The organism is Microbacterium sp. AC145 (genome assembly GCF_979258505.1).
The window spans coordinates 2,230,735-2,247,543 of the sequence record NZ_OZ409859.1; the positions used below are offsets into that span (position 1 = coordinate 2,230,735).

Annotated in this window: 18 protein-coding genes; 6 read left to right on the plus strand and 12 right to left on the minus strand. The window is 66.1% G+C overall.

What is annotated here, in order from left to right:
* Position 1: 1 nt before the first annotated feature.
* Complete coding sequence (locus tag ACZZZN_RS10820) at positions 2-580, minus strand: P-loop nucleotide/nucleoside kinase family protein (protein ID WP_463505156.1); 579 nt, start codon at positions 578-580, stop codon at positions 2-4.
* Complete coding sequence (locus tag ACZZZN_RS10825) at positions 577-1,299, minus strand: bifunctional 4-hydroxy-2-oxoglutarate aldolase/2-dehydro-3-deoxy-phosphogluconate aldolase (RefSeq protein WP_463505157.1); 723 nt, start codon at positions 1,297-1,299, stop codon at positions 577-579. The genes ACZZZN_RS10820 and ACZZZN_RS10825 overlap by 4 nt, the downstream gene beginning before the upstream one ends.
* Positions 1,300-1,383: 84 nt before the next feature.
* Between ACZZZN_RS10825 and ACZZZN_RS10830 the strand changes: the two genes are divergently transcribed.
* The 6 genes from ACZZZN_RS10830 to ACZZZN_RS10855 are packed head-to-tail and all read left to right on the plus strand — an operon-like array spanning position 1,384 to position 6,571.
* Entirely contained in the window at positions 1,384-2,376 is a 993-nt protein-coding gene (locus ACZZZN_RS10830) for a Gfo/Idh/MocA family protein (protein ID WP_463505158.1), read from the plus strand.
* Complete coding sequence (locus tag ACZZZN_RS10835; protein ID WP_463505159.1) at positions 2,373-3,365, plus strand: LacI family DNA-binding transcriptional regulator; 993 nt, start codon at positions 2,373-2,375, stop codon at positions 3,363-3,365. The genes ACZZZN_RS10830 and ACZZZN_RS10835 overlap by 4 nt, the downstream gene beginning before the upstream one ends.
* On the plus strand, positions 3,365-3,928 hold the full coding sequence (locus tag ACZZZN_RS10840) for a VOC family protein (protein ID WP_463505160.1): 564 nt from the start codon (positions 3,365-3,367) through the stop codon (positions 3,926-3,928). The genes ACZZZN_RS10835 and ACZZZN_RS10840 overlap by 1 nt, the downstream gene beginning before the upstream one ends.
* Positions 3,925-4,845, plus strand: coding sequence for a sugar phosphate isomerase/epimerase family protein (locus ACZZZN_RS10845; protein WP_463505161.1), 921 nt, complete (start codon positions 3,925-3,927; stop codon positions 4,843-4,845). Before ACZZZN_RS10840 ends, ACZZZN_RS10845 begins: the two co-directional genes overlap by 4 nt.
* Positions 4,842-5,822, plus strand: coding sequence for a Gfo/Idh/MocA family protein (locus ACZZZN_RS10850; RefSeq protein WP_463505162.1), 981 nt, complete (start codon positions 4,842-4,844; stop codon positions 5,820-5,822). Before ACZZZN_RS10845 ends, ACZZZN_RS10850 begins: the two co-directional genes overlap by 4 nt.
* A complete protein-coding gene (locus ACZZZN_RS10855) occupies positions 5,798-6,571 on the plus strand; it encodes an SDR family NAD(P)-dependent oxidoreductase (protein ID WP_463505163.1) in 774 nt (257 codons plus the stop codon). The genes ACZZZN_RS10850 and ACZZZN_RS10855 overlap by 25 nt, the downstream gene beginning before the upstream one ends.
* Before the next feature lie 116 nt (positions 6,572-6,687).
* Here the strand turns inward: ACZZZN_RS10855 and ACZZZN_RS10860 are convergent, their stop codons facing one another.
* The 10 genes from ACZZZN_RS10860 to ACZZZN_RS10905 all read right to left on the minus strand — a co-directional run bounded on the left by ACZZZN_RS10860 (position 6,688) and on the right by ACZZZN_RS10905 (position 16,651).
* Entirely contained in the window at positions 6,688-7,116 is a 429-nt protein-coding gene (locus ACZZZN_RS10860) for a YciI family protein (protein ID WP_463505164.1), read from the minus strand.
* A gap of 114 nt (positions 7,117-7,230) precedes the next feature.
* The gene (locus ACZZZN_RS10865; protein ID WP_463505165.1) at positions 7,231-8,169 is read right to left on the minus strand and encodes an L-lactate dehydrogenase; all 939 of its coding nucleotides are present in this window, start codon (positions 8,167-8,169) and stop codon (positions 7,231-7,233) included.
* Between the two features lie 87 nt (positions 8,170-8,256).
* Positions 8,257-9,843 carry a glutamine-hydrolyzing GMP synthase gene (guaA, locus tag ACZZZN_RS10870; RefSeq protein WP_463505166.1) on the minus strand — a complete coding sequence of 529 codons (1,587 nt, stop codon included), beginning with the start codon at positions 9,841-9,843 and terminating at the stop codon, positions 8,257-8,259.
* A complete protein-coding gene (locus tag ACZZZN_RS10875; RefSeq protein WP_463505167.1) occupies positions 9,840-10,352 on the minus strand; it encodes a DUF3817 domain-containing protein in 513 nt (170 codons plus the stop codon). Before ACZZZN_RS10875 ends, guaA begins: the two co-directional genes overlap by 4 nt.
* Before the next feature lie 40 nt (positions 10,353-10,392).
* On the minus strand, positions 10,393-11,370 hold the full coding sequence (locus ACZZZN_RS10880) for a class I mannose-6-phosphate isomerase (protein WP_463505168.1): 978 nt from the start codon (positions 11,368-11,370) through the stop codon (positions 10,393-10,395).
* Positions 11,367-12,575, minus strand: coding sequence for an ADP-dependent glucokinase/phosphofructokinase (locus ACZZZN_RS10885; protein ID WP_463505169.1), 1,209 nt, complete (start codon positions 12,573-12,575; stop codon positions 11,367-11,369). The genes ACZZZN_RS10880 and ACZZZN_RS10885 overlap by 4 nt, the downstream gene beginning before the upstream one ends.
* Before the next feature lie 18 nt (positions 12,576-12,593).
* Complete coding sequence (locus ACZZZN_RS10890) at positions 12,594-13,457, minus strand: ketose-bisphosphate aldolase (RefSeq protein WP_194764572.1); 864 nt, start codon at positions 13,455-13,457, stop codon at positions 12,594-12,596.
* Between the two features lie 44 nt (positions 13,458-13,501).
* Positions 13,502-14,347: a carbohydrate ABC transporter permease gene (locus tag ACZZZN_RS10895; protein ID WP_463505170.1), complete on the minus strand. Its 846-nt coding sequence runs from the start codon at positions 14,345-14,347 to the stop codon at positions 13,502-13,504.
* Positions 14,348-14,349: 2 nt separating this feature from the next.
* Entirely contained in the window at positions 14,350-15,273 is a 924-nt protein-coding gene (locus ACZZZN_RS10900; RefSeq protein ID WP_463505171.1) for a carbohydrate ABC transporter permease, read from the minus strand.
* A gap of 82 nt (positions 15,274-15,355) precedes the next feature.
* Positions 15,356-16,651 (minus strand): ABC transporter substrate-binding protein, encoded by a 1,296-nt coding sequence (locus ACZZZN_RS10905; protein ID WP_463505172.1) that lies wholly within the window; start codon positions 16,649-16,651, stop codon positions 15,356-15,358.
* Positions 16,652-16,809 lie beyond the last annotated feature (158 nt).

A 16,809-nucleotide genomic window follows, 5' to 3' on the forward strand; every position in this document is an offset into this window, starting at 1 on the left:
CTCAGACCAGAGCGGCGATGCGCTCGAGCGCGGAGTCATCGTCGTTGTCGACGGTGACGTGCTCGCCTGTGGTCCAGCGGCAGCGCAGAACTCCGTACTTCGCCCAGTACGCGTCCCAGTCGGCGAGTTTGGCCCTGTCACGCTCATTGCCCCGCTCGGTCAAACGCTGCCGGACGATCTCGGGGGCGGTGTGGACGTGGATCACCCGAATACGCGTGCGGGGCCAGCTCGCGTCCTCGGTGATCCGACGGAGGAAGTCCGGGTCGTCCAGGTATGCGACGAACGGCGCGTCGAGGACGACCGAGTGCCCCAGTTCGAGGTTGCGACCTGCGATGTCGAAGAGGGTCTCGTACTCGGCGGGCATGATCTTGTCGAGATACGACGCGTTCGATTCTCGATCCGAGGCGTCATGCCCCAGCGCTTCCAGCGCGACCTTCACCAGGGGCCCGGCGAGGGTGTCTTTATCGAGGTACGCCGCACCAGTCAGCGAGCTGAGGTGTCTGGACAGCGTCGACTTGCCGGAGCCTGCCCCGCCCAGGGTGATGTAGGCGACGGGAAGCGTCGAATCGTCGGAGGTCATCGATTCGCTCTGGCGATCGCCTCGACGAAGCCCTTCGCCGCCTCGGTCACCTTCCCCAGGTCACCGTCGGGACGGCCGGCCTTCGTGATGGCGCTGCCCACTCCGACGGCGACGACGCCGGCGTCGAACCAATCACCCACGTTGGCGGTGGTCACGCCGCCCGCCGGGAGGATCGGAATGTGCGCGAGCGGTGCAAGCACAGCTTTGGTGTACGGGATGCCGCCGGCTTCGGTGGGAAAAAGCTTGACGATGTCTGAGCCGGCTTCGGCGGTGTTGAGGATCTCGGTGGGTGTGTACGCACCGCTAATAGTCGCGATCTGGTAGCGGTTGGCGACCCGGATCATGTCGGGATTGAGGTTGGGGCTGACCAGGAACTGAGCGCCGGCCTGGATGCTGGCCCAGGCGGCGTGCTCATCCAAGACGGTACCGGCACCGAAGGTCACGTCCTGGCCGGCGAAGCGTTCGACAAGGCGTTCGATCACGGTCAGGGCACCGGGAATCGAGAGCGTGATCTCGAGCGCGCGGATGCCGCCGGCGACGGCCGCGGAGGCGACCTCGTATGCCTCCTCAGCGGTGTCGAGGCGCACGATAAGGACGTTGCCGGAGTCGCGGATGGTTTCGAGGACTTCGAGTTTCTTGAACATGACATCGAGGATTACACCACTTTCGTCCGTTCCGCGAGCCCGCGATCGACGCTCGTTGACAGCAGCCGGTCGCATATGCGATTCTTTCTGCAATCGATCTCAGCAATCGTTCTCATTTTCGAGTCACCTGCCGAGTCACGGACGGAGAAATCAACGGTGATGAACAGTCATTCTGCTGACCCGCGGCCGACAGCCGTGGTGCTCGGCGCTTCGCACTGGCACGCGCCGCTGTACCTCGACGGACTTGCTCGACGATTTCGAGTCGCGGCGGTGCAGGATGCCGACCTGGAGGCAGCGCGCCGTCTCGCCGAGCCACTGGGCGCAATGGTCACTACGAGCGTCGATCACGCGATGCACGGCGACGACATCGATGTGGTGTTCGTGTTCAGTCCGCACCACGACATGCCCGCCATCGCCCAGTCACTCATCGATCGTCGAATCCCCTTCGTGGTCGAGAAGCCCGCAGGCACGAATCTGGGCGACCTCAGCAGGATCGAGGAACAGGCGCGCCTGGCTGGTGTTGCAGCGACCGTGTCATTGGTTCAACGTGATGCCCCGATCGATGCCTGGTTGAGTCAGGCCGGTGACATCGTGTACGAGCGGATGGCGTTCATCGCCGGGCCCGCCGACCGCTACCGGCAGAACGGCAACCCCTGGATGCTCGACCCCGCGCTTTCGGGCGGCGGCAGCCTGATGAATCTGGGGCCGCACTTCGTGGACATGGCTCTTCGCCACCTCGGGCGCCCCGACGAGGTCGTGCGACGTCTGTCGAGCACTCTGCATGCCGAAGCGGTCGATGACCACGCGACGGTCATTCTCACGACTCCGGCGGGGCGCGAGGCCATCGTGGAAGTGGGCTATGCCTTCCCCGACTCGCCGCTGAAGCGGTATTGCAGCTTCTCCGCGTCCGGGTCGAACGGTTTCGCCTCCGTCGACACAGCCGGGAACGCATCGTTCACCGACCAGCAGGGCGTCACCACGAGTGCGATTCTCGACGTCGACAGCGATCCGCTGTACGAGGTGTTCGTCGACCGCGTCGCCGACACCCTCGAGAACGGGTTCGCCGGCATGCCGACGTTGGCGGCGCTCCTGGAGACCATGGAGGTCATCTGGTCCCCTGATCATCGGACGAAGGCGGGCGCTGAGGCATGACCGACGTGAGCATCGACGACGTCGCCGAAGCGGCTGGAGTGCACCGCTCGACCGTATCGCGCGCCTTCTCCCGACCGGATGCCGTCCGCACAGCGACGCGGGAGCATGTGCTGCGCGTCGCCGCTGAGCTGGGCTATTCGATGAACCCCCTCGCCCAAGCGCTCCGGCGCGGTTCGAGCAATCTCATCCCGCTGATCGTGCCGGACATCACCAACCCGTTCTACGCCGAGCTCGCACGGGCGACCACCGCCGCGGCGGAAGCGCGCGGCTTCCAGCTGATGCTCTGCATCACCGGCGGGGATATCGGTCAGACCGCCGGTTACCTGGCGTCGATGCGCTCAATGTACTCCCCGTTCGGCGTCGTCGCCCCATCCACCCGCGTCGACCTGGACGCACTACGCGAATACGCGTTCCAGAACAGAGTCGTCGTCATCGACCGTGTGAAAGACGACTCCGGTGTGCCCACCGTCACAGTCGACAGCACGCACGGCATAGACCTCGCCTTCGACCATCTTCTGGGTCTCGGCCACACGCACATCGCCTATGTGCCGGGGATCGTCGGCACCTACACCGCTCAAGACCGGTGGGACGCGTACCACCATGCTGCCGAACGCCACGGGGTTTCGCCTGTCATTCTGGAGGCAGCGGCGGGCACAGAGCTCGCTCCGGGGATCGTCGACCACTGGCTGCGGGAGCCGGTGCGACCCACCGCGGTCATCGCATCGAATGACGCCATCGCGTTCGCGGTGATCTCGGAGCTCAGCAGCCGCGGATTCGCCGTGCCTGACGATCTATCGGTGGTCGGGTTCGACGGCCTGGACCTGGGTGCCGATTTCAGCCCTCGACTGACCAGCGTCCGGCAGCCCATCACAGAGCTCGGCCGGATCGCCATTGAACTCGGCGAAGGTCTCATCGCGAACCGCCCTCCCGATCACGTCGTCCTCAGACCGACTCTCCTCGTACGCTCATCCACCCAGAAACTCCCCTGATGAACACAGACACCACCCGTCTTCCCGGCCTGCAATACGTCGACCACGTCGCGTTCACAGTGCCTGATCTCGATGACGCGACACGCCTCTTCACCGTCCTTCTCGGCGCCGAAGTGCTCTACGAGTCCACCCGCGGACCTGACGCTGCCGTCATGCCGGAGCACTTCGGCGTCCCCGAAGACGCGCATCTGAAGCTGCGCATGCTTCGACTGCCGCCGAACCTGAACATCGAGCTCTTCCAATGGTGGAGCGAGGATCGCTCTCCGGTGTTCCCGCGCGCCAGCGACGCCGGTGGCCACCACCTGTGCTTCGTGGTGGCTGACGTCGATGACGTGGTGGCCGCCATCTCCGACCTCGCCGGCATCGAGATCCTCGGCGCCCGCAAGGAGGTCGCCGGAGACAGCCCCGCGGTGGCAGGGAACCGGTGGGTGTACGCCCGCACCTCCTGGGGACTCATCCTCGAATTCGTCGACCGATCACGGGTCGCCGACCCCCCACACCTCGTCGGTCCGCGCGACTGGCACGCCCACTCCCCCTCGACCACCCCGGAGACTCCCTCATGAAAATCGCTGGACACACCCTCGGAACCCCCGACCACACGGTTCCCGAAGCGCTCAAGCTGTTCGCGCGGTCCGGGCTCGATGCGGCAGAGGTCATCTATCAGGATGACTACATCAGCGGTCTTCCCGTGGGCGATGCCACGGCAGCCGCGGAGGCGGCGCGGGTCGCGGATGGTGAAGGCATCTCCATCATCGGCCTCACTCCTTACACCACGGCGATCAATGCGACGGATGAGCGCGACCGCGGGGCCGCGGTGGCGGAGTTGAAGTCCGCCATCGACATCGCTCATGCTGTCGGTGCGAACCGTATCCGCGTGTACTCCGGTGCCTGGCAGCCGGGTCAGTCGGACCACGCTGCCCATTGGACGCAACTCGTCCGCTCCTTCGAGGAGTTGTCCGGCCCGGCGGCGGAAGCGGGCGTGGTTCTGTGCGCGGAGAACCACTTCGGCACGATGACGCAGACGGCGCGGGACACCGCCGCGCTCGTCCGCACGGTGAACTCACCGTCTGTCCGTGTGCTCTACGACCAGGCCAACCTGACGTTCACCCACGACGAGAACGTCGATGAGGCCTTCGCCGTCCAGGGCGACCTCATCGGTCACGTCCACGTCAAGGATCTGATCTTCAAAGACCCGAACGCTCCCTTCGTCGCTTCCGAGACGGCGCGCGTGCATGCGTCAGAACGTGCCGTCATCTCGCGCGTCGTCGGCGACGGCGCCCTCGACTGGTCACGCGCCCTCCGCCACCTCCGCGACGTCGGGTACGACGATGTGCTTTCACTCGAATACGAGTACCGGTGGCACCCCCAGGATCTCGACGACCCCGAGACCGGCTTCCGTCGCGGTGCGCAGTACCTGCGCAGGCTGCTGTCAGAACTCGAGCCGACTGTCACCGGCAAGACCTCGGAGGGTCGGTCGTGACCGCGCTGCGGGTCGGCGTGGTCGGCGCGGGCAATATCGCCAGCATCGCTCAGCTCCCCACGCTGGTGCAGCGCGAGGACGTCGAGCTCCGTGCCCTGGTATCCCGGCGCGAGGATCCGAGCGCCGTGCAGCGGCGGTGGGGGTTTGCGAACGTCTACCGCACAGTCGACGCGATGATCGCATCCGAAGACCTCGATGCGGTTTTCGTCCTCACGCCCCGGTCAGAACATGTCGCCGGCGTCGAGAGCGCGCTCCGCGCGGGAATCGACGTGTTCTGCGAGAAGCCTCTCGCCACGTCCACCGCTGATTCCGTCCGCCTCGCCGAACTCGCGGACGCGCACGCCCGGATCCTGATGGTGGGGTTGAACCGACGTTTCGCGCCCGTGTACGTCGCAGCCCGGGAGGCGTTCGGCGCATCCGGGGCGTCGTTCTGCGTGGCTCAGAAGAACCGCGCCGGCACCGAATACCGGGCCACGTTCGAGAATGCGATCCACATGGTGGATCTCCTCCGTTGGTTCTGCGGCGGAGACGTCGTCGATGTCACCGCCGCGGCAGCCGGAACCAACCCATGGGAAGAAGACGGGACCGCGGCGCTCGTCCGATTCTCGACCGGGAACACCGGTGTGCTCGTCGCCGCCAGGGCAGCTGGCGCCTGGGGAGAGAAGCTCGACGCGTACGGGCAGATGCGCTCGGCCGAGGTCATCGCCCCCGATTCCGTAGCCATCACCGTCGACGGAGTCCGGACCGTTCGGTCGATGAGTCCCGAAGCATTCGGGTGGGCGACTGCGACCGAGACCTTCGGGTTCGCCGACGCCGTCCGGCACTTCCTCGATCGCGTGAAAGACCGAGAGCAGCCGCTGACGTCCGGCTGGGAAGCGGTCAAGACCCAGCAGCTGCTCGATCAGATCCTGGCATCCGCCGGCCTGCCCACCGAAGAACAGGAGGGACGCACATGGTCCAGCAAAGCAGTGCAGTAGCATCCGAGAGGCAGCCCCAGATCGCCCTCGTCACCGGCTCGAGCGGAGGTATCGGCGCCTCGGTGGTGACTGCTCTCCAGGCACGCGGAGACGTGGTGATCGGGGCAGACCGCGCGTCGCTCGACGGCCAGGACCTCGCCGCTTTCTACGAGCTCGATGTCACCGATGAGCAGCGGACTGCCGACGTGCTCCGCCAGCTGGTCACGGAGCACGGCCGCATCGACGTTCTCGTCCATGCCGCAGGTGTACTCGGTGGGACTCCCGATCCCCTCGTCACATCGACCGAGGAGTTCGAGCGCGTCATGCGAATCAACGCCACCGGCACCTTCACCATCACGCGCGAGGTCGCCAACATCATGCGCGACAGCGGCACGAAGGGCACGATCCTGCTGCTGTCCTCGGTCGCCGCAAAAGAAGCGCGAGTCGACTACCTCCCGTACAACGCGAGCAAGATCGCCGTGCTGCACATCATGTGGTCGATGGCGAAGATCCTCGGGCCAAACGGCATATCGGTCAATGCCGTCAATCCGGGCCCCGTGAACACGCCACTCTGGGCGCAGCTCGCCGATCAATCCGGCTCCGCACAGGCAGCGCGCGACGCTCGCGCTGCGCAGCTGCCGATGCAGCGTTTCGCCGAATCGGCCGAGGTCGCCAACGCGATCGCTTTCCTCACGGACCCGACCAATCGCTACATCACCGGGGTGTCTCTCGACGTGGCGGGCGGTGCGCACCTCGGAATGGGGACCTGACACCGAACCGTCGCGCTGCGATTGCGGCCGATGACACCACGACGAAGGCCCCGTCTCCCAGTCGTTCAGGGGAGCGGGGAGCCGGGGCCTTCGTCGCAGTTTCTGAGTCGGTCATCTCACTGCTGGGCGCGGCGCGCTTCTTCCTCCTCGCGCCAGCCCTTCTCCTTCTCGATCCACTCGTTGTCGGCCGGGAAGTCGGACTCGTCGGTCACACGACGCACCTCGAGGAACGAACCGGGTCCGAGCGGCGCACGGCGCGCCCACTCCGCAGCCTCTTCTCGGCTCGACACCTCGAGGATCCAGAAGCCGTTGAACAGCTCCTTGGTCTCGCCGTAGGGGCCATCGGTGATGAGCGGCGTCTCGGCGCTGAAGTCGACCACGAACCCCTCGGAGGCGTCGCTGAGCCCTTCGCCCGCTGCCAGCACGCCGGCCTTGATCATCGACTCGTTGTATGCGCCCATCGCCGCGATGACCTCTTCGAACGGCATCTCCTTGTACGCCTCGACGGCGTCATCGTTCGAGCGCATGATCAGCATGTACTTCATGGTGTTCTCCTTGGTGGGTGGGGCCGTCTCTCGACCCTCTCGATGAAGACGTCGAACGGGAACGGCTCGGATCGACATCCTCGACGAAGATTCCCGAAAATGTCTTCGACGGGGTCAGCCGAGCTCGTCGATCGCGGCCCGGATCGCGTCGGCGGACGCTCGCAGCAGCACCAACTCGTGCTCGCTCATGGGGGTCTCCGCCAGCGGCAGAGCCCCCGCCGCCCCCACCACCGACGGCACTGACAGGGCGACGCCGTGCAGGCCGTATTCGCCGTCGAGCACCGTCGCGACCGGAAGCACGGCACGCTCATCGTGCAGCACGGCCTCGGCGATACGCGCGCAACTGACACCGATCGCGAGGTTCGTCGCGCCCTTGCCGCGGATGACGGCATAGGCGGCGTCGCGCACCTCGATCGCGATGCGGTCGAGCTCGTCGGTGGTGAACGGCTCGTCGGCGGACCAGTCGAGGATCGGCACCGACCCGATCGTCGCGTTCGACCAGAGCGGGAACTCGGTGTCGCCGTGCTCGCCCACGATGTCGGCGTGCACGCTCGCCGTGCTCACGTTCGCCCGGTGCGCGAGCCGCCAGCGCAGACGCGAGGTGTCGAGCACCGTGCCGGATCCGAACACCCGGTGGGGTGGGAGTCCCGAGACGCGCTGCGCGACGACGGTCATCACATCGGCGGGGTTCGTGACGATGATGAACACCGCGTCCGGGGCGCGCTCGACGAGCTGGGGCATCAGCGTCTCGAGCAGTCGTGCGTTGATGCCTGAGAGCTCCATGCGGGTCTGCCCTGGCTGCTGCTTCGCCCCCGCGGTCACCACGATCACGTCGCTGCCCTCGACGACGGCGAGATCAGAGCCTCCGCTCACCGCCGCCGACGTGAACTGCGTGCCGTGCGCGAGGTCGAGCACCTCGGCATCCACCTTGTCTGTGGCGATGTCGTAGAGCGCGACCTCGGCAGCACTCCCCCGGATCAGCGCGGCATACGCCACGCTCACCCCCACGCTGCCCGCACCGATAACCGTGATCTTCGTCCGCGCCTTGGTCATACGCTCATCCTGCCCGAAATAGCGCGAACGGGCACGGACCGTGATGGTCCGTGCCCGTTCGACGTCACCGGAGCATGCGCAGAGCACTCACTCCCATTCGATGGTCCCCGGCGGCTTCGACGTCACGTCGAGCACGACGCGGTTTACGTCGCGGACGCCGTTCGTGATGCGGTTGGAGATCTTCGACAGCACGTCGTACGGCAGACGCGTCCAGTCGGCGGTCATGGCGTCTTCGCTCGACACCGGACGCAGCACGATCGGGTGCCCGTAGGTGCGTCCGTCGCCCTGCACGCCCACCGAGCGGACGTCGGCGAGCAACACCACGGGGCACTGCCAGATCTCCTGGTCGAGACCTGCCTTGGTGAGCTCTTCGCGAGCGATGGCGTCCGCCTCGCGCAGGATCTCGAGGCGATCCTGCGTGACCTCGCCGATGATGCGGATGCCGAGGCCGGGTCCGGGGAACGGCTGACGGCCGACGATCGCCTCGGGGATTCCGAGTTCGCGGCCGATCGCACGGACCTCGTCCTTGAACAGGGCGCGGAGCGGTTCGATGAGCTCGAAGTCGAGGTCGTCGGGGAGCCCGCCGACGTTGTGGTGCGACTTGATGTTGGCGGTGCCGGCACCACCGCCGGACTCGACCACGTCGGGGTAGAGCGTGCCCTGCACGAGGAACTTCACGGGTGCGCCGCCCGAGGCCTTGGCCTCGGCGACGAGATCGAGCTGCACCTTCTCGAACGCGCGGATGAACTCGCGCCCGATGATCTTGCGCTTCTCCTCGGGGTCGGTCACGCCCTCGAGGTGTCCGAGGAAGGTCTCCGCCGCGTCGACCGTGATCAGACGGACGCCGGTGGACTCGACGTAGTCCTTCTCGACCTGCTCGCGCTCACCCTTGCGGAGGAGCCCGTGGTCGACGAACACCGCCGTGAGCTGATCGCCGATCGCCTTGTGCACGAGGGCCGTCGAGACGGCGGAGTCGACACCGCCGGAGAGCGCGGAGATCACGCGGGCGTCTCCGACCTGCTCGCGGATGCGTTCGATCTGCTCGGCGATCACGTTGCCGCTGTTCCAGTCGGACGCGAGACCCGCGCCCTTGTGCAGGAAGTTCTCGATCACGCGCTGACCGTGGTCGGAGTGCTTGACCTCGGGGTGCCACTGCACGCCATAGAAGCCGCGCTCCTCGTTCGCGAACGCAGCGACCTTGGTGGCGTCGGTCGTGGCGAGCACGTCGAAGCCCTCGGGGGCCTTGGCGACCTGGTCGCCGTGGCTCATCCAGACGTTCTGCTCTTCCGGCTGGCCGCCGAGGAGCATGCCGCCGTCGCCGGCGATGACCGCATCCGTGGCGCCGTACTCGCGCAGGCCGGTGTTGGCGACCTCGCCGCCGAGGGTCTGCGCCATGTACTGGAAGCCGTAGCAGATGCCGAGCGTCGGGACGCCCAGGTCGAACACGGCCGGGTCGAGACGCGGAGCGCCTTCTTCGTAGACCGACGACGGGCCACCCGAGAGGATGATCGCGACCGGGTTCTTCTCGGCGATCTCGGCGGCCGTGGCGGTGTGCGGCACGATCTCGCTGTAGACACCCGCCTCACGTACGCGGCGGGCGATCAGCTGCGCATACTGCGCGCCGAAGTCGACGACGAGCGCGGGGCGCTGCTGGGTCTCGGACTGTTCGGTCACCGGACACCTTCCGTGGCAGGGGCGGAGGCCTCGGCGGCCTCGCGAGTGGAGAGATAGGTCTTGACCTCGCGTGCGACGATCGCCTCCATGAAGAAGGAGAGCAGCGGGATGACGCCACCGAGCGCGAGCAGGATGAAGCGGGGGAACGGCCAGCGCATGAGACTCCACACGCGGAAGCACGCGAAGAGGTACACCACGTAGAACCAGCCGTGCGCGACCAGGATGAACAGCGACAGGTTGAGGCCATCACCCAGAGAGGTCATCTCGCACGAGTTCGTCCACGGCGCGAACAGCGACCACCACTGGCAGTCGGGGCCGGCGAGCACTCCGGCGAACCAGAGGAATCCGCCCGAGCCTCCCGCGAAGAGTTCGAGGTGGATCGGCGTGTACTTCAGCACCATCTCGGCGAGCAGCAGGAGCAGCATGACTCCGGTGATGATCGACGCGATCTGGTAGAACTTCAGCGCACCGCGGATCGCCGGAAAGCTGGCGACTTTCGGTTCGGGCATGAGACCAGTCTAGCCGGGGAGAATCCGCGCCGATTCCGGCTCAGGGCGACGGCGGGCGGGCCACGAGAAGCTCGCCACGACCGCTCGCCACGAGCTCTCCCGCCGCGTGCGGAACGAGAAGAGTGGACCCTGCCGAGAGCTGCGCACCGTCGAGCATGACGCGGCCGTCGTTCACGATGATGACCGCGAATCCCCCGCCGATGACGACGGAGCCGTCGACCGGGATGCGTTCGAGCCGGAAATACTTGTCGGCGGCAGCAGGGAATGCGGATCCGGATGCGGGAGCCGTGCTCACGAGCGTCGAGATCTCGGCGTCCGATCGCCCCCGCCGGTTCACCGCGGCGAGCGCGAGATCGAAGCCGAGCCCGAGGTGACCGAGTGCGGCCCCGTCGATGGCGAAGTCCTGCCACTCGAGCAGGATCGACAGGTCCTCGGGCTGCTGCAGCTCGAGGAGCAGGATGCCGGCGCCGATCGCGTGCAGCTCCCCCGGCGGCACCCAGACGACGTCGCCTGCGGCCACCTCGATCTCGTGCAGGAGACCGAGCATCGCGGTGACGTCCTGTCGCGTCACGAGATCGGCGAGCATGGCGGCGTCCACGTCCTCCTTCAGTCCGACATGCACCATGCCGCCCTGCAGGATGTACCAGGCCTCGGCCTTGCCGTGCGCCCGTCCGAGATGCGTCGTGGCGAAGTCGTCGTGCGGGTGCGCGTGAACGGGCAGCCGCTGCCCGGCATCCAGCAGCTTCACCAGCAGTCGTGTGTCTGCACCCCAGCGCGCGACGTGAGCGTCGCCCAGCCAGGCGATCGGCTGCTGCTCGATCGCGGTGCGCAGCAGCCGCCCGTCGGGAAGCCTGGTGAGACCGAGCTCCGGCTCGCCGTCGACCGAGGTCGTCGAACCGATCCAGTCCTCCGGTTCTCGGGGCGCGGCGCCCTCTTCGCCGCGGAAGGCGCTGATGCGCGCCCCGCCCCGGTAGAAGCGCTCAGACGGCCGGTTGGACGGCAGCAGGATGGGGTTCACACGCTCTCCTTCGCTCGCACGACACCGGCCAGGAATCCGCCGACGAAGGTGTCTCCGAGGCCGACGGTCGTCGGGCTGACGACATCGAGGGAGAACGCCGCGACGCCGACGGCGCCGGGCAGAGCGTCCTCGACGGCAGCGACGAGCAGTTCTCCTCCCCTATGACGAGGCATCGTGGCGGTGTCTTCCACATCGGTCGCTGTCAGCCCGTCGCCGATGCGGTACCGAGTGGCGGCGACCCGGACGGCGCTCTCGAGCGAGGCACGGTGCCGACCGGCATCCGGCCCTGTCGCGATCGCCCAGTAGCGGGTGTGCACGACCAGGGCTCGCGCAGGCACGATCGCGTGGACTTCACGGAGAGCGCGAATGACGTCGCCCCTGTCGAGCAGATTCACCGGTCGTCCGAGGTACTCCTGCAGCTCGTCTTCGTTCATGCCGTAGACGTCGATCTGCGGCAGGAGGCGCGCCCGGACGGTGTCGGCGAACTCGCGCCGATAGAACCCCGCATCCTCGTAGTAGACGAGGGCATCCCCGGGGAGGCTCTGCATCGCCTGCCGCACCTCGGTGAGACGGAGCTCGAGCAGGTCGTGATCCTGCATGGTGTTGAACCCCGAGACGAGGAAGACCTCGGCGTCGGAGAGCGATGCGGGCAGATCCTTCGAGAGCAGCATCCGCCGGTTCGGTGGGTCGTTCGCGAAGATGAGTCGGTTGGGCGCAGGCGACATCACCTCGCCGTCGGTGAGCCGCACATGTGCACCGACCGGATACTGCACGATGAGGTGCGGATCGAGTGTGTCCTCGGTCGCCGAGCAGATGTACGAGATCGCCGGAGGGAGCAGCCGACGGACGTTGTCGTCGATGCTCACGAGGTGCTGCACGCTGGGGATGCCGAGGGCGTCGAGGACGAGCCCCGCGCGCACCCCAGTTCCCCCGAGCGTGATCGAGTACGCGAAGTGCGACACGAAGTCCTCGATGATGTCGGACGATGCGACGAACCGCTCCGCTCCGGTCCCCGAGGCGACGAATGCGAGCACTGCCACCAGCAGCGAGCGTTCGTCGGTGATCGGCGCCGTGGTCGTGAGCTCGTGGCGCCGCACGCCGTGCGCGTGCGCCAGCCGGTCGAACACCGATGAGTCCCACCTGAGTTCGTAGTCGACGGTGCCGCCGAGTCCGAGTACGAGCGTTCTGTCCACGTCGCCGATCATCCTCCGATTCTCCGCAGCTCAGTAGAGCGTGGCCTTGCCGTCTGCTCCGAACAGGTCGATCTTCTCCGCAGCCGTGGCCTTCATCGCCTCGAGCGCCGCCGGCTGGATCGCATTCGGCTCGCGCAGACGGCGGTCGGTGCCGAGCACCTCGCGCATGCGGTCGTGGTACGAGACCTTGATGTCGCTGGAGATGTTGATCTTGTTGACGCCGAGTTCGACCGCGCGGCGCAGCTCGGCATCCGGGTTCGATGACCCGCCGTGCAGCACGAGCGGGATGCCGACTGCCGCCTTGATCTCCTCGAGAAGGTCGTGACGCAGCTCGGGGTTCTTGTCGCTCGGGTACAGGCCGTGCGAGGTGCCGATCGCGATGGCGAGGCTGTCGACCCCGGTCTCCTCGACGAAGCGCACGGCGTCTGCGGGGTTCGTGTAGATGATCTCGGCCGCTCCGGATTCGCCGTAGCTGTCGTTCGCGCCGATCGTGCCGAGCTCGCCCTCCACCTGGATGCCGACCGCGTGTGCGGCGTCGACGACCTTGCGGGTCAGCGCCACGTTCTCGTCGAACGGCAGCAGAGAGGCGTCGATCATGACCGACGTGAAGCCCGCCTTGATGGCCGTGATGATCTGCTCGTAGCTTCCGCCGTGGTCCCAGTGGATCGCGACGGGCACACTCGAGCGGTGTGCGCGCGAGTGCATCGCGACGATCAGATCGGTGGTGATGTGCGACACCTCGTCGGGATGGATGGCGATGATGACCGGGGCCGACTTCTCTTCGCTGACATCCATGATGCCGTTGAACATCGCCCAGTCGCTGATGTTGAACGCCGGGATGGCGAAGTTGTTCTCGTTGGCGACATCGAGGATGGATTTGCCGGTGTAGAGCACGTGTTTCTCCTGTTTCGTGGTGGTGGTCGATCCGTCGGACGACGTCAGCTCTTCACGGATCCCGCCGTGAGACCGCTGATGAAGTACCGCTGGAAGATGAGGAAGAGGATGAGCACGGGGATCGACCCGAGCACGCTCATCGCCATGATCTGGTTCCACTCGTACGAGTGCTGGCCCATGAGCAGCTGGATGCCGATGGGCACGGTGCGCATGTCGATCGTGCGCGTCAGCGTGAGGGCGAACAGATATTCGTTCCACGCGATCATGAACGTGTAGATGCCGACCGAGACGATGCCGGGCACCGAGATCGGCACGAGGATCCGCCAGAGCGCGGTCATCGACCCTGCGCCGTCGACGCGGACGGCCTCGTCGAGCTCCTTCGGCAGGGTGTTGAAGTAGCCGGTCATCATGATGATCGCGTAGGGAAGCGTGAACACCATGTAGGTGAGGATCAGGCCGAGATACGAGTTGTACAGGCCGAGCGCCACCATGAGTCCGAAGTACGGGATCAGGAGCGTGATGGGCGGAACAGCCTGCACACTGACGATCACGACGTTCAGGACTCGCTTGCCGCGGAACTCGAACCGGCTGAACGCGTAGGCCGCCTGGATCGCCACCATCAGGGTGAGGATCGTGACCGACCCGGCCACGATGTAGCTGTTCAGGAAGAACCGCATGGTCTCGGGGTTCGTGAAGATCGCGATGTAGGCGTCGAACGAGAACGTGTCGGTGATCAGTCGTGGCGGCAGCTCGAAGATCTGGGTGTTCGACTTGAACGAGCTCGACAGCATCCACAGCACGGGACCGGCGGCGAACACCGCGCCGATGATGAGACCGATGGTCAGGCCGGTCTTCGCGACGCGGCGCTGGTTGACTGCGGTGAGAGTCATGATCAGTCCCTCGCTTTCTGGTGACGGACGTAGAACACGGCGAGCACCATCGACATCAACAGGACCAGCACGGCGGAGGTCGCCGCGAGCGAGAAGTCGTACTTGGCGAAGGCGAGCTTGTAGGTGAAGGTGCTGAGCACTTCCGTGACATCGATCGGTCCGCCACCCGTGGTCATCCAGATCAGGGCGAACTGCTGCGAGGTCCAGATCAGGTCGAGCAGCACGAGGCTGATGATGATGGGGCGCAGCTGAGGAATGGTCACGTTCCAGAACCGCTGCACACTGCTCGCGCCGTCGACGGTCGCTGCCTCGTGCAGTTCGGCGGGAACCCCCTGGAGACCTGCGAGCAGGCTCACCATGAAGAAGGGGTAGCCGGCCCAGATGTTGATGAAGATGATGGTGCCCAGCGCGAGCTGCGGAGAGGCGAGCCACTCGATGTCGGTGTTGAGCAGGAAGTTCACCACGCCGTTCGGAGCGAGGAGCATGCGCCACAGCACCGCGATCACCGCGACCGTGAAGAGCCACGGCAGCACGTAGAGAGCCCGGAAGAAGGAACGCGAGAACCGGCCGAGCAGCGGGCTGTTGAGCATCATCGCGAACGCGAGGCCGAGCACGAGGTGAGCGGCGACGCTCGCCACCGTGAAGAGGATGGTGTTGCCCGTCGCCTTCCAGAACCCGGGATCCGAGAGGATCTCGACGTAGTTCTGGATCCCGACGAACTCGGGCGACTTGTTCAGGATCACGTTGTCCTGGAACGAGTACCCGATCACCATCACGATCGGGATGATCATCAGCACGAACAGCAGGATGATCGTCGGGGAGAGGAATCCGTACGACTCCGTGGTCTTGCGCAGCTGTCGGCGTCGCCGCGACAGCGCGACCCCAGTGACGATCACCTCGGTGTCGTCGGACATCTTCAGGCTCATGAGAACCGGTGCTCCTTGGTTGGTCGGGTGCCGCACCGCACTCGTCGCGATGCGGCACCCCGTTCAGGTGGGAGGCGGAGGATCAGAACTCGCCGACCCACTCCTCCTGTGCCTTCTTGAGCGCGTCGTCGATCGACTGCTGCCCGTCGAAGGCCGACTGCAGCTGCTCTCCGAGCTGACGCATCAGCTCTTCGGCGACCGGGAGCCCGGTGAACTCGTTGGCGGGGTAACCGGCCTGGTAGATCTCGAACGCCTGCGCGAACAGCTCATCGTCTTCCACGAATCCGGGAACCGACGTCGAGTTGCCGGGGAAGGCATTGGCCATCGTGGAGAGCTCGGAGTTGGTCTGCTCGCTCATCAGGAACTCGACGAGCTTGAACGCTGCCTCCTTGTGCTCCGAGTTCTCGGCGACGCCGATGCCCCAGGATGCGTAAGGAATGCCCCGCTCGCCGTCGTAGCCGTCCTCAGCCGGCAGCGCCGAGATCGAGAACTGCAGGTCGGGGTTCGTCTCACGGATCAGGTTGATGTGCGCGAGCGAGTCGATCATCATGCCGACGCGGCCGTTGGTGAACTCCTCGACCTTGTCCTGCTCCTTCATCGTGAAGGAACCCGAGGCGATCGAGCCGTCATCCCACATGCCGCCGATGAAGTCGACCGCCGAGGTCACGTCGTCGTTCGTCAGGTCGGGCTGACCGTCCTTCAGCATCGAGCCGCCCGATGCCCACACCCACGACATCACGTCGTTCTGCACGCCGTTCGGCGCTTCGAGCGAGAGCGGGAGCACCCAACCCGAGACGTCGCCGCCGAGGGCCGAGACCTTCGAGGCGGCATCCGCGAACTCGGTGCGGGTGGTCGGCGGGGCGGTGACGCCCGCGTCTGCCAGCAGGGTGTCGTTCGTGAACATCGGGTAGACGAAGTTCACGACCGGGATCATGTAGGTGCTGCCGTCGACCTGGATCTGGCTCGCCAGTTCGCTGTCGTCGTAGTCGTATTCCTCCATCAGAGCGCTGAGGTCGGAGATCACGCCCTGCGAGGCGAAGTCGTTGACCCACGCGCCATCGAGACCGACGACGTCCGGCATCGTGCCGGACGCCGCTCCTGCGAACAGCTGCTCCTTGGTCGACGCGTACGGTCCGCTCACGAGCTTGACCGTGATGCCCGGGTTGGCCTCTTCGAACTCGTCGATGAGCGCCCGGAACTCACCGTCGGGGAGCTCGGGCTCCCACCACTGGGCGAACTCGATGGTGACGTCTCCGCCATCGGATCCATCGGTTCCGCTGTCGCCCGCCGCGCAACCTGCCACGGCCAGGACTGTCACGGCTGCTGTCGCTGCGCCGGCGAGCTTCAGAATGCGTCGCCCTCGCCCCACTGTGATCATCACTTCTCCTCTTCGAGATCGTGCCGCACACGCGCTTCGATGCTTGTTCGTGCGGTTTTGAGCCATGTTATGCCGACATTTGCAAGATCGTCAAGCACTTCTTTGCGCTATTCGATGGATGTACTCGTGGGCTCATTCCCCCACATCGCCGCCACGGC

Excerpts from the sequence above, each read along its gene's own strand:
- ACZZZN_RS10820 (WP_463505156.1), bottom strand. The coding sequence starts at position 580 with ATGACCTCCGACGATTCGACGCTTCCCGTCGCCTACATCACCCTGGGC.
- ACZZZN_RS10825 (WP_463505157.1), bottom strand. The coding sequence starts at position 1,299 with ATGCGACCGGCTGCTGTCAACGAGCGTCGATCGCGGGCTCGCGGAACG.
- ACZZZN_RS10830 (WP_463505158.1), top strand. The coding sequence starts at position 1,384 with ATGAACAGTCATTCTGCTGACCCGCGGCCGACAGCCGTGGTGCTCGGC.
- ACZZZN_RS10835 (WP_463505159.1), top strand. The coding sequence starts at position 2,373 with ATGACCGACGTGAGCATCGACGACGTCGCCGAAGCGGCTGGAGTGCAC.
- ACZZZN_RS10840 (WP_463505160.1), top strand. The coding sequence starts at position 3,365 with ATGAACACAGACACCACCCGTCTTCCCGGCCTGCAATACGTCGACCAC.
- ACZZZN_RS10845 (WP_463505161.1), top strand. The coding sequence starts at position 3,925 with ATGAAAATCGCTGGACACACCCTCGGAACCCCCGACCACACGGTTCCC.
- ACZZZN_RS10855 (WP_463505163.1), top strand. The coding sequence starts at position 5,798 with ATGGTCCAGCAAAGCAGTGCAGTAGCATCCGAGAGGCAGCCCCAGATC.
- ACZZZN_RS10860 (WP_463505164.1), bottom strand. The coding sequence starts at position 7,116 with ATGAAGTACATGCTGATCATGCGCTCGAACGATGACGCCGTCGAGGCG.
- ACZZZN_RS10865 (WP_463505165.1), bottom strand. The coding sequence starts at position 8,169 with ATGACCAAGGCGCGGACGAAGATCACGGTTATCGGTGCGGGCAGCGTG.
- ACZZZN_RS10875 (WP_463505167.1), bottom strand. The coding sequence starts at position 10,352 with ATGCCCGAACCGAAAGTCGCCAGCTTTCCGGCGATCCGCGGTGCGCTG.
- ACZZZN_RS10885 (WP_463505169.1), bottom strand. The coding sequence starts at position 12,575 with ATGATCGGCGACGTGGACAGAACGCTCGTACTCGGACTCGGCGGCACC.
- ACZZZN_RS10895 (WP_463505170.1), bottom strand. The coding sequence starts at position 14,347 with ATGACTCTCACCGCAGTCAACCAGCGCCGCGTCGCGAAGACCGGCCTG.
- ACZZZN_RS10900 (WP_463505171.1), bottom strand. The coding sequence starts at position 15,273 with ATGAGCCTGAAGATGTCCGACGACACCGAGGTGATCGTCACTGGGGTC.
- ACZZZN_RS10905 (WP_463505172.1), bottom strand. The coding sequence starts at position 16,651 with ATGATCACAGTGGGGCGAGGGCGACGCATTCTGAAGCTCGCCGGCGCA.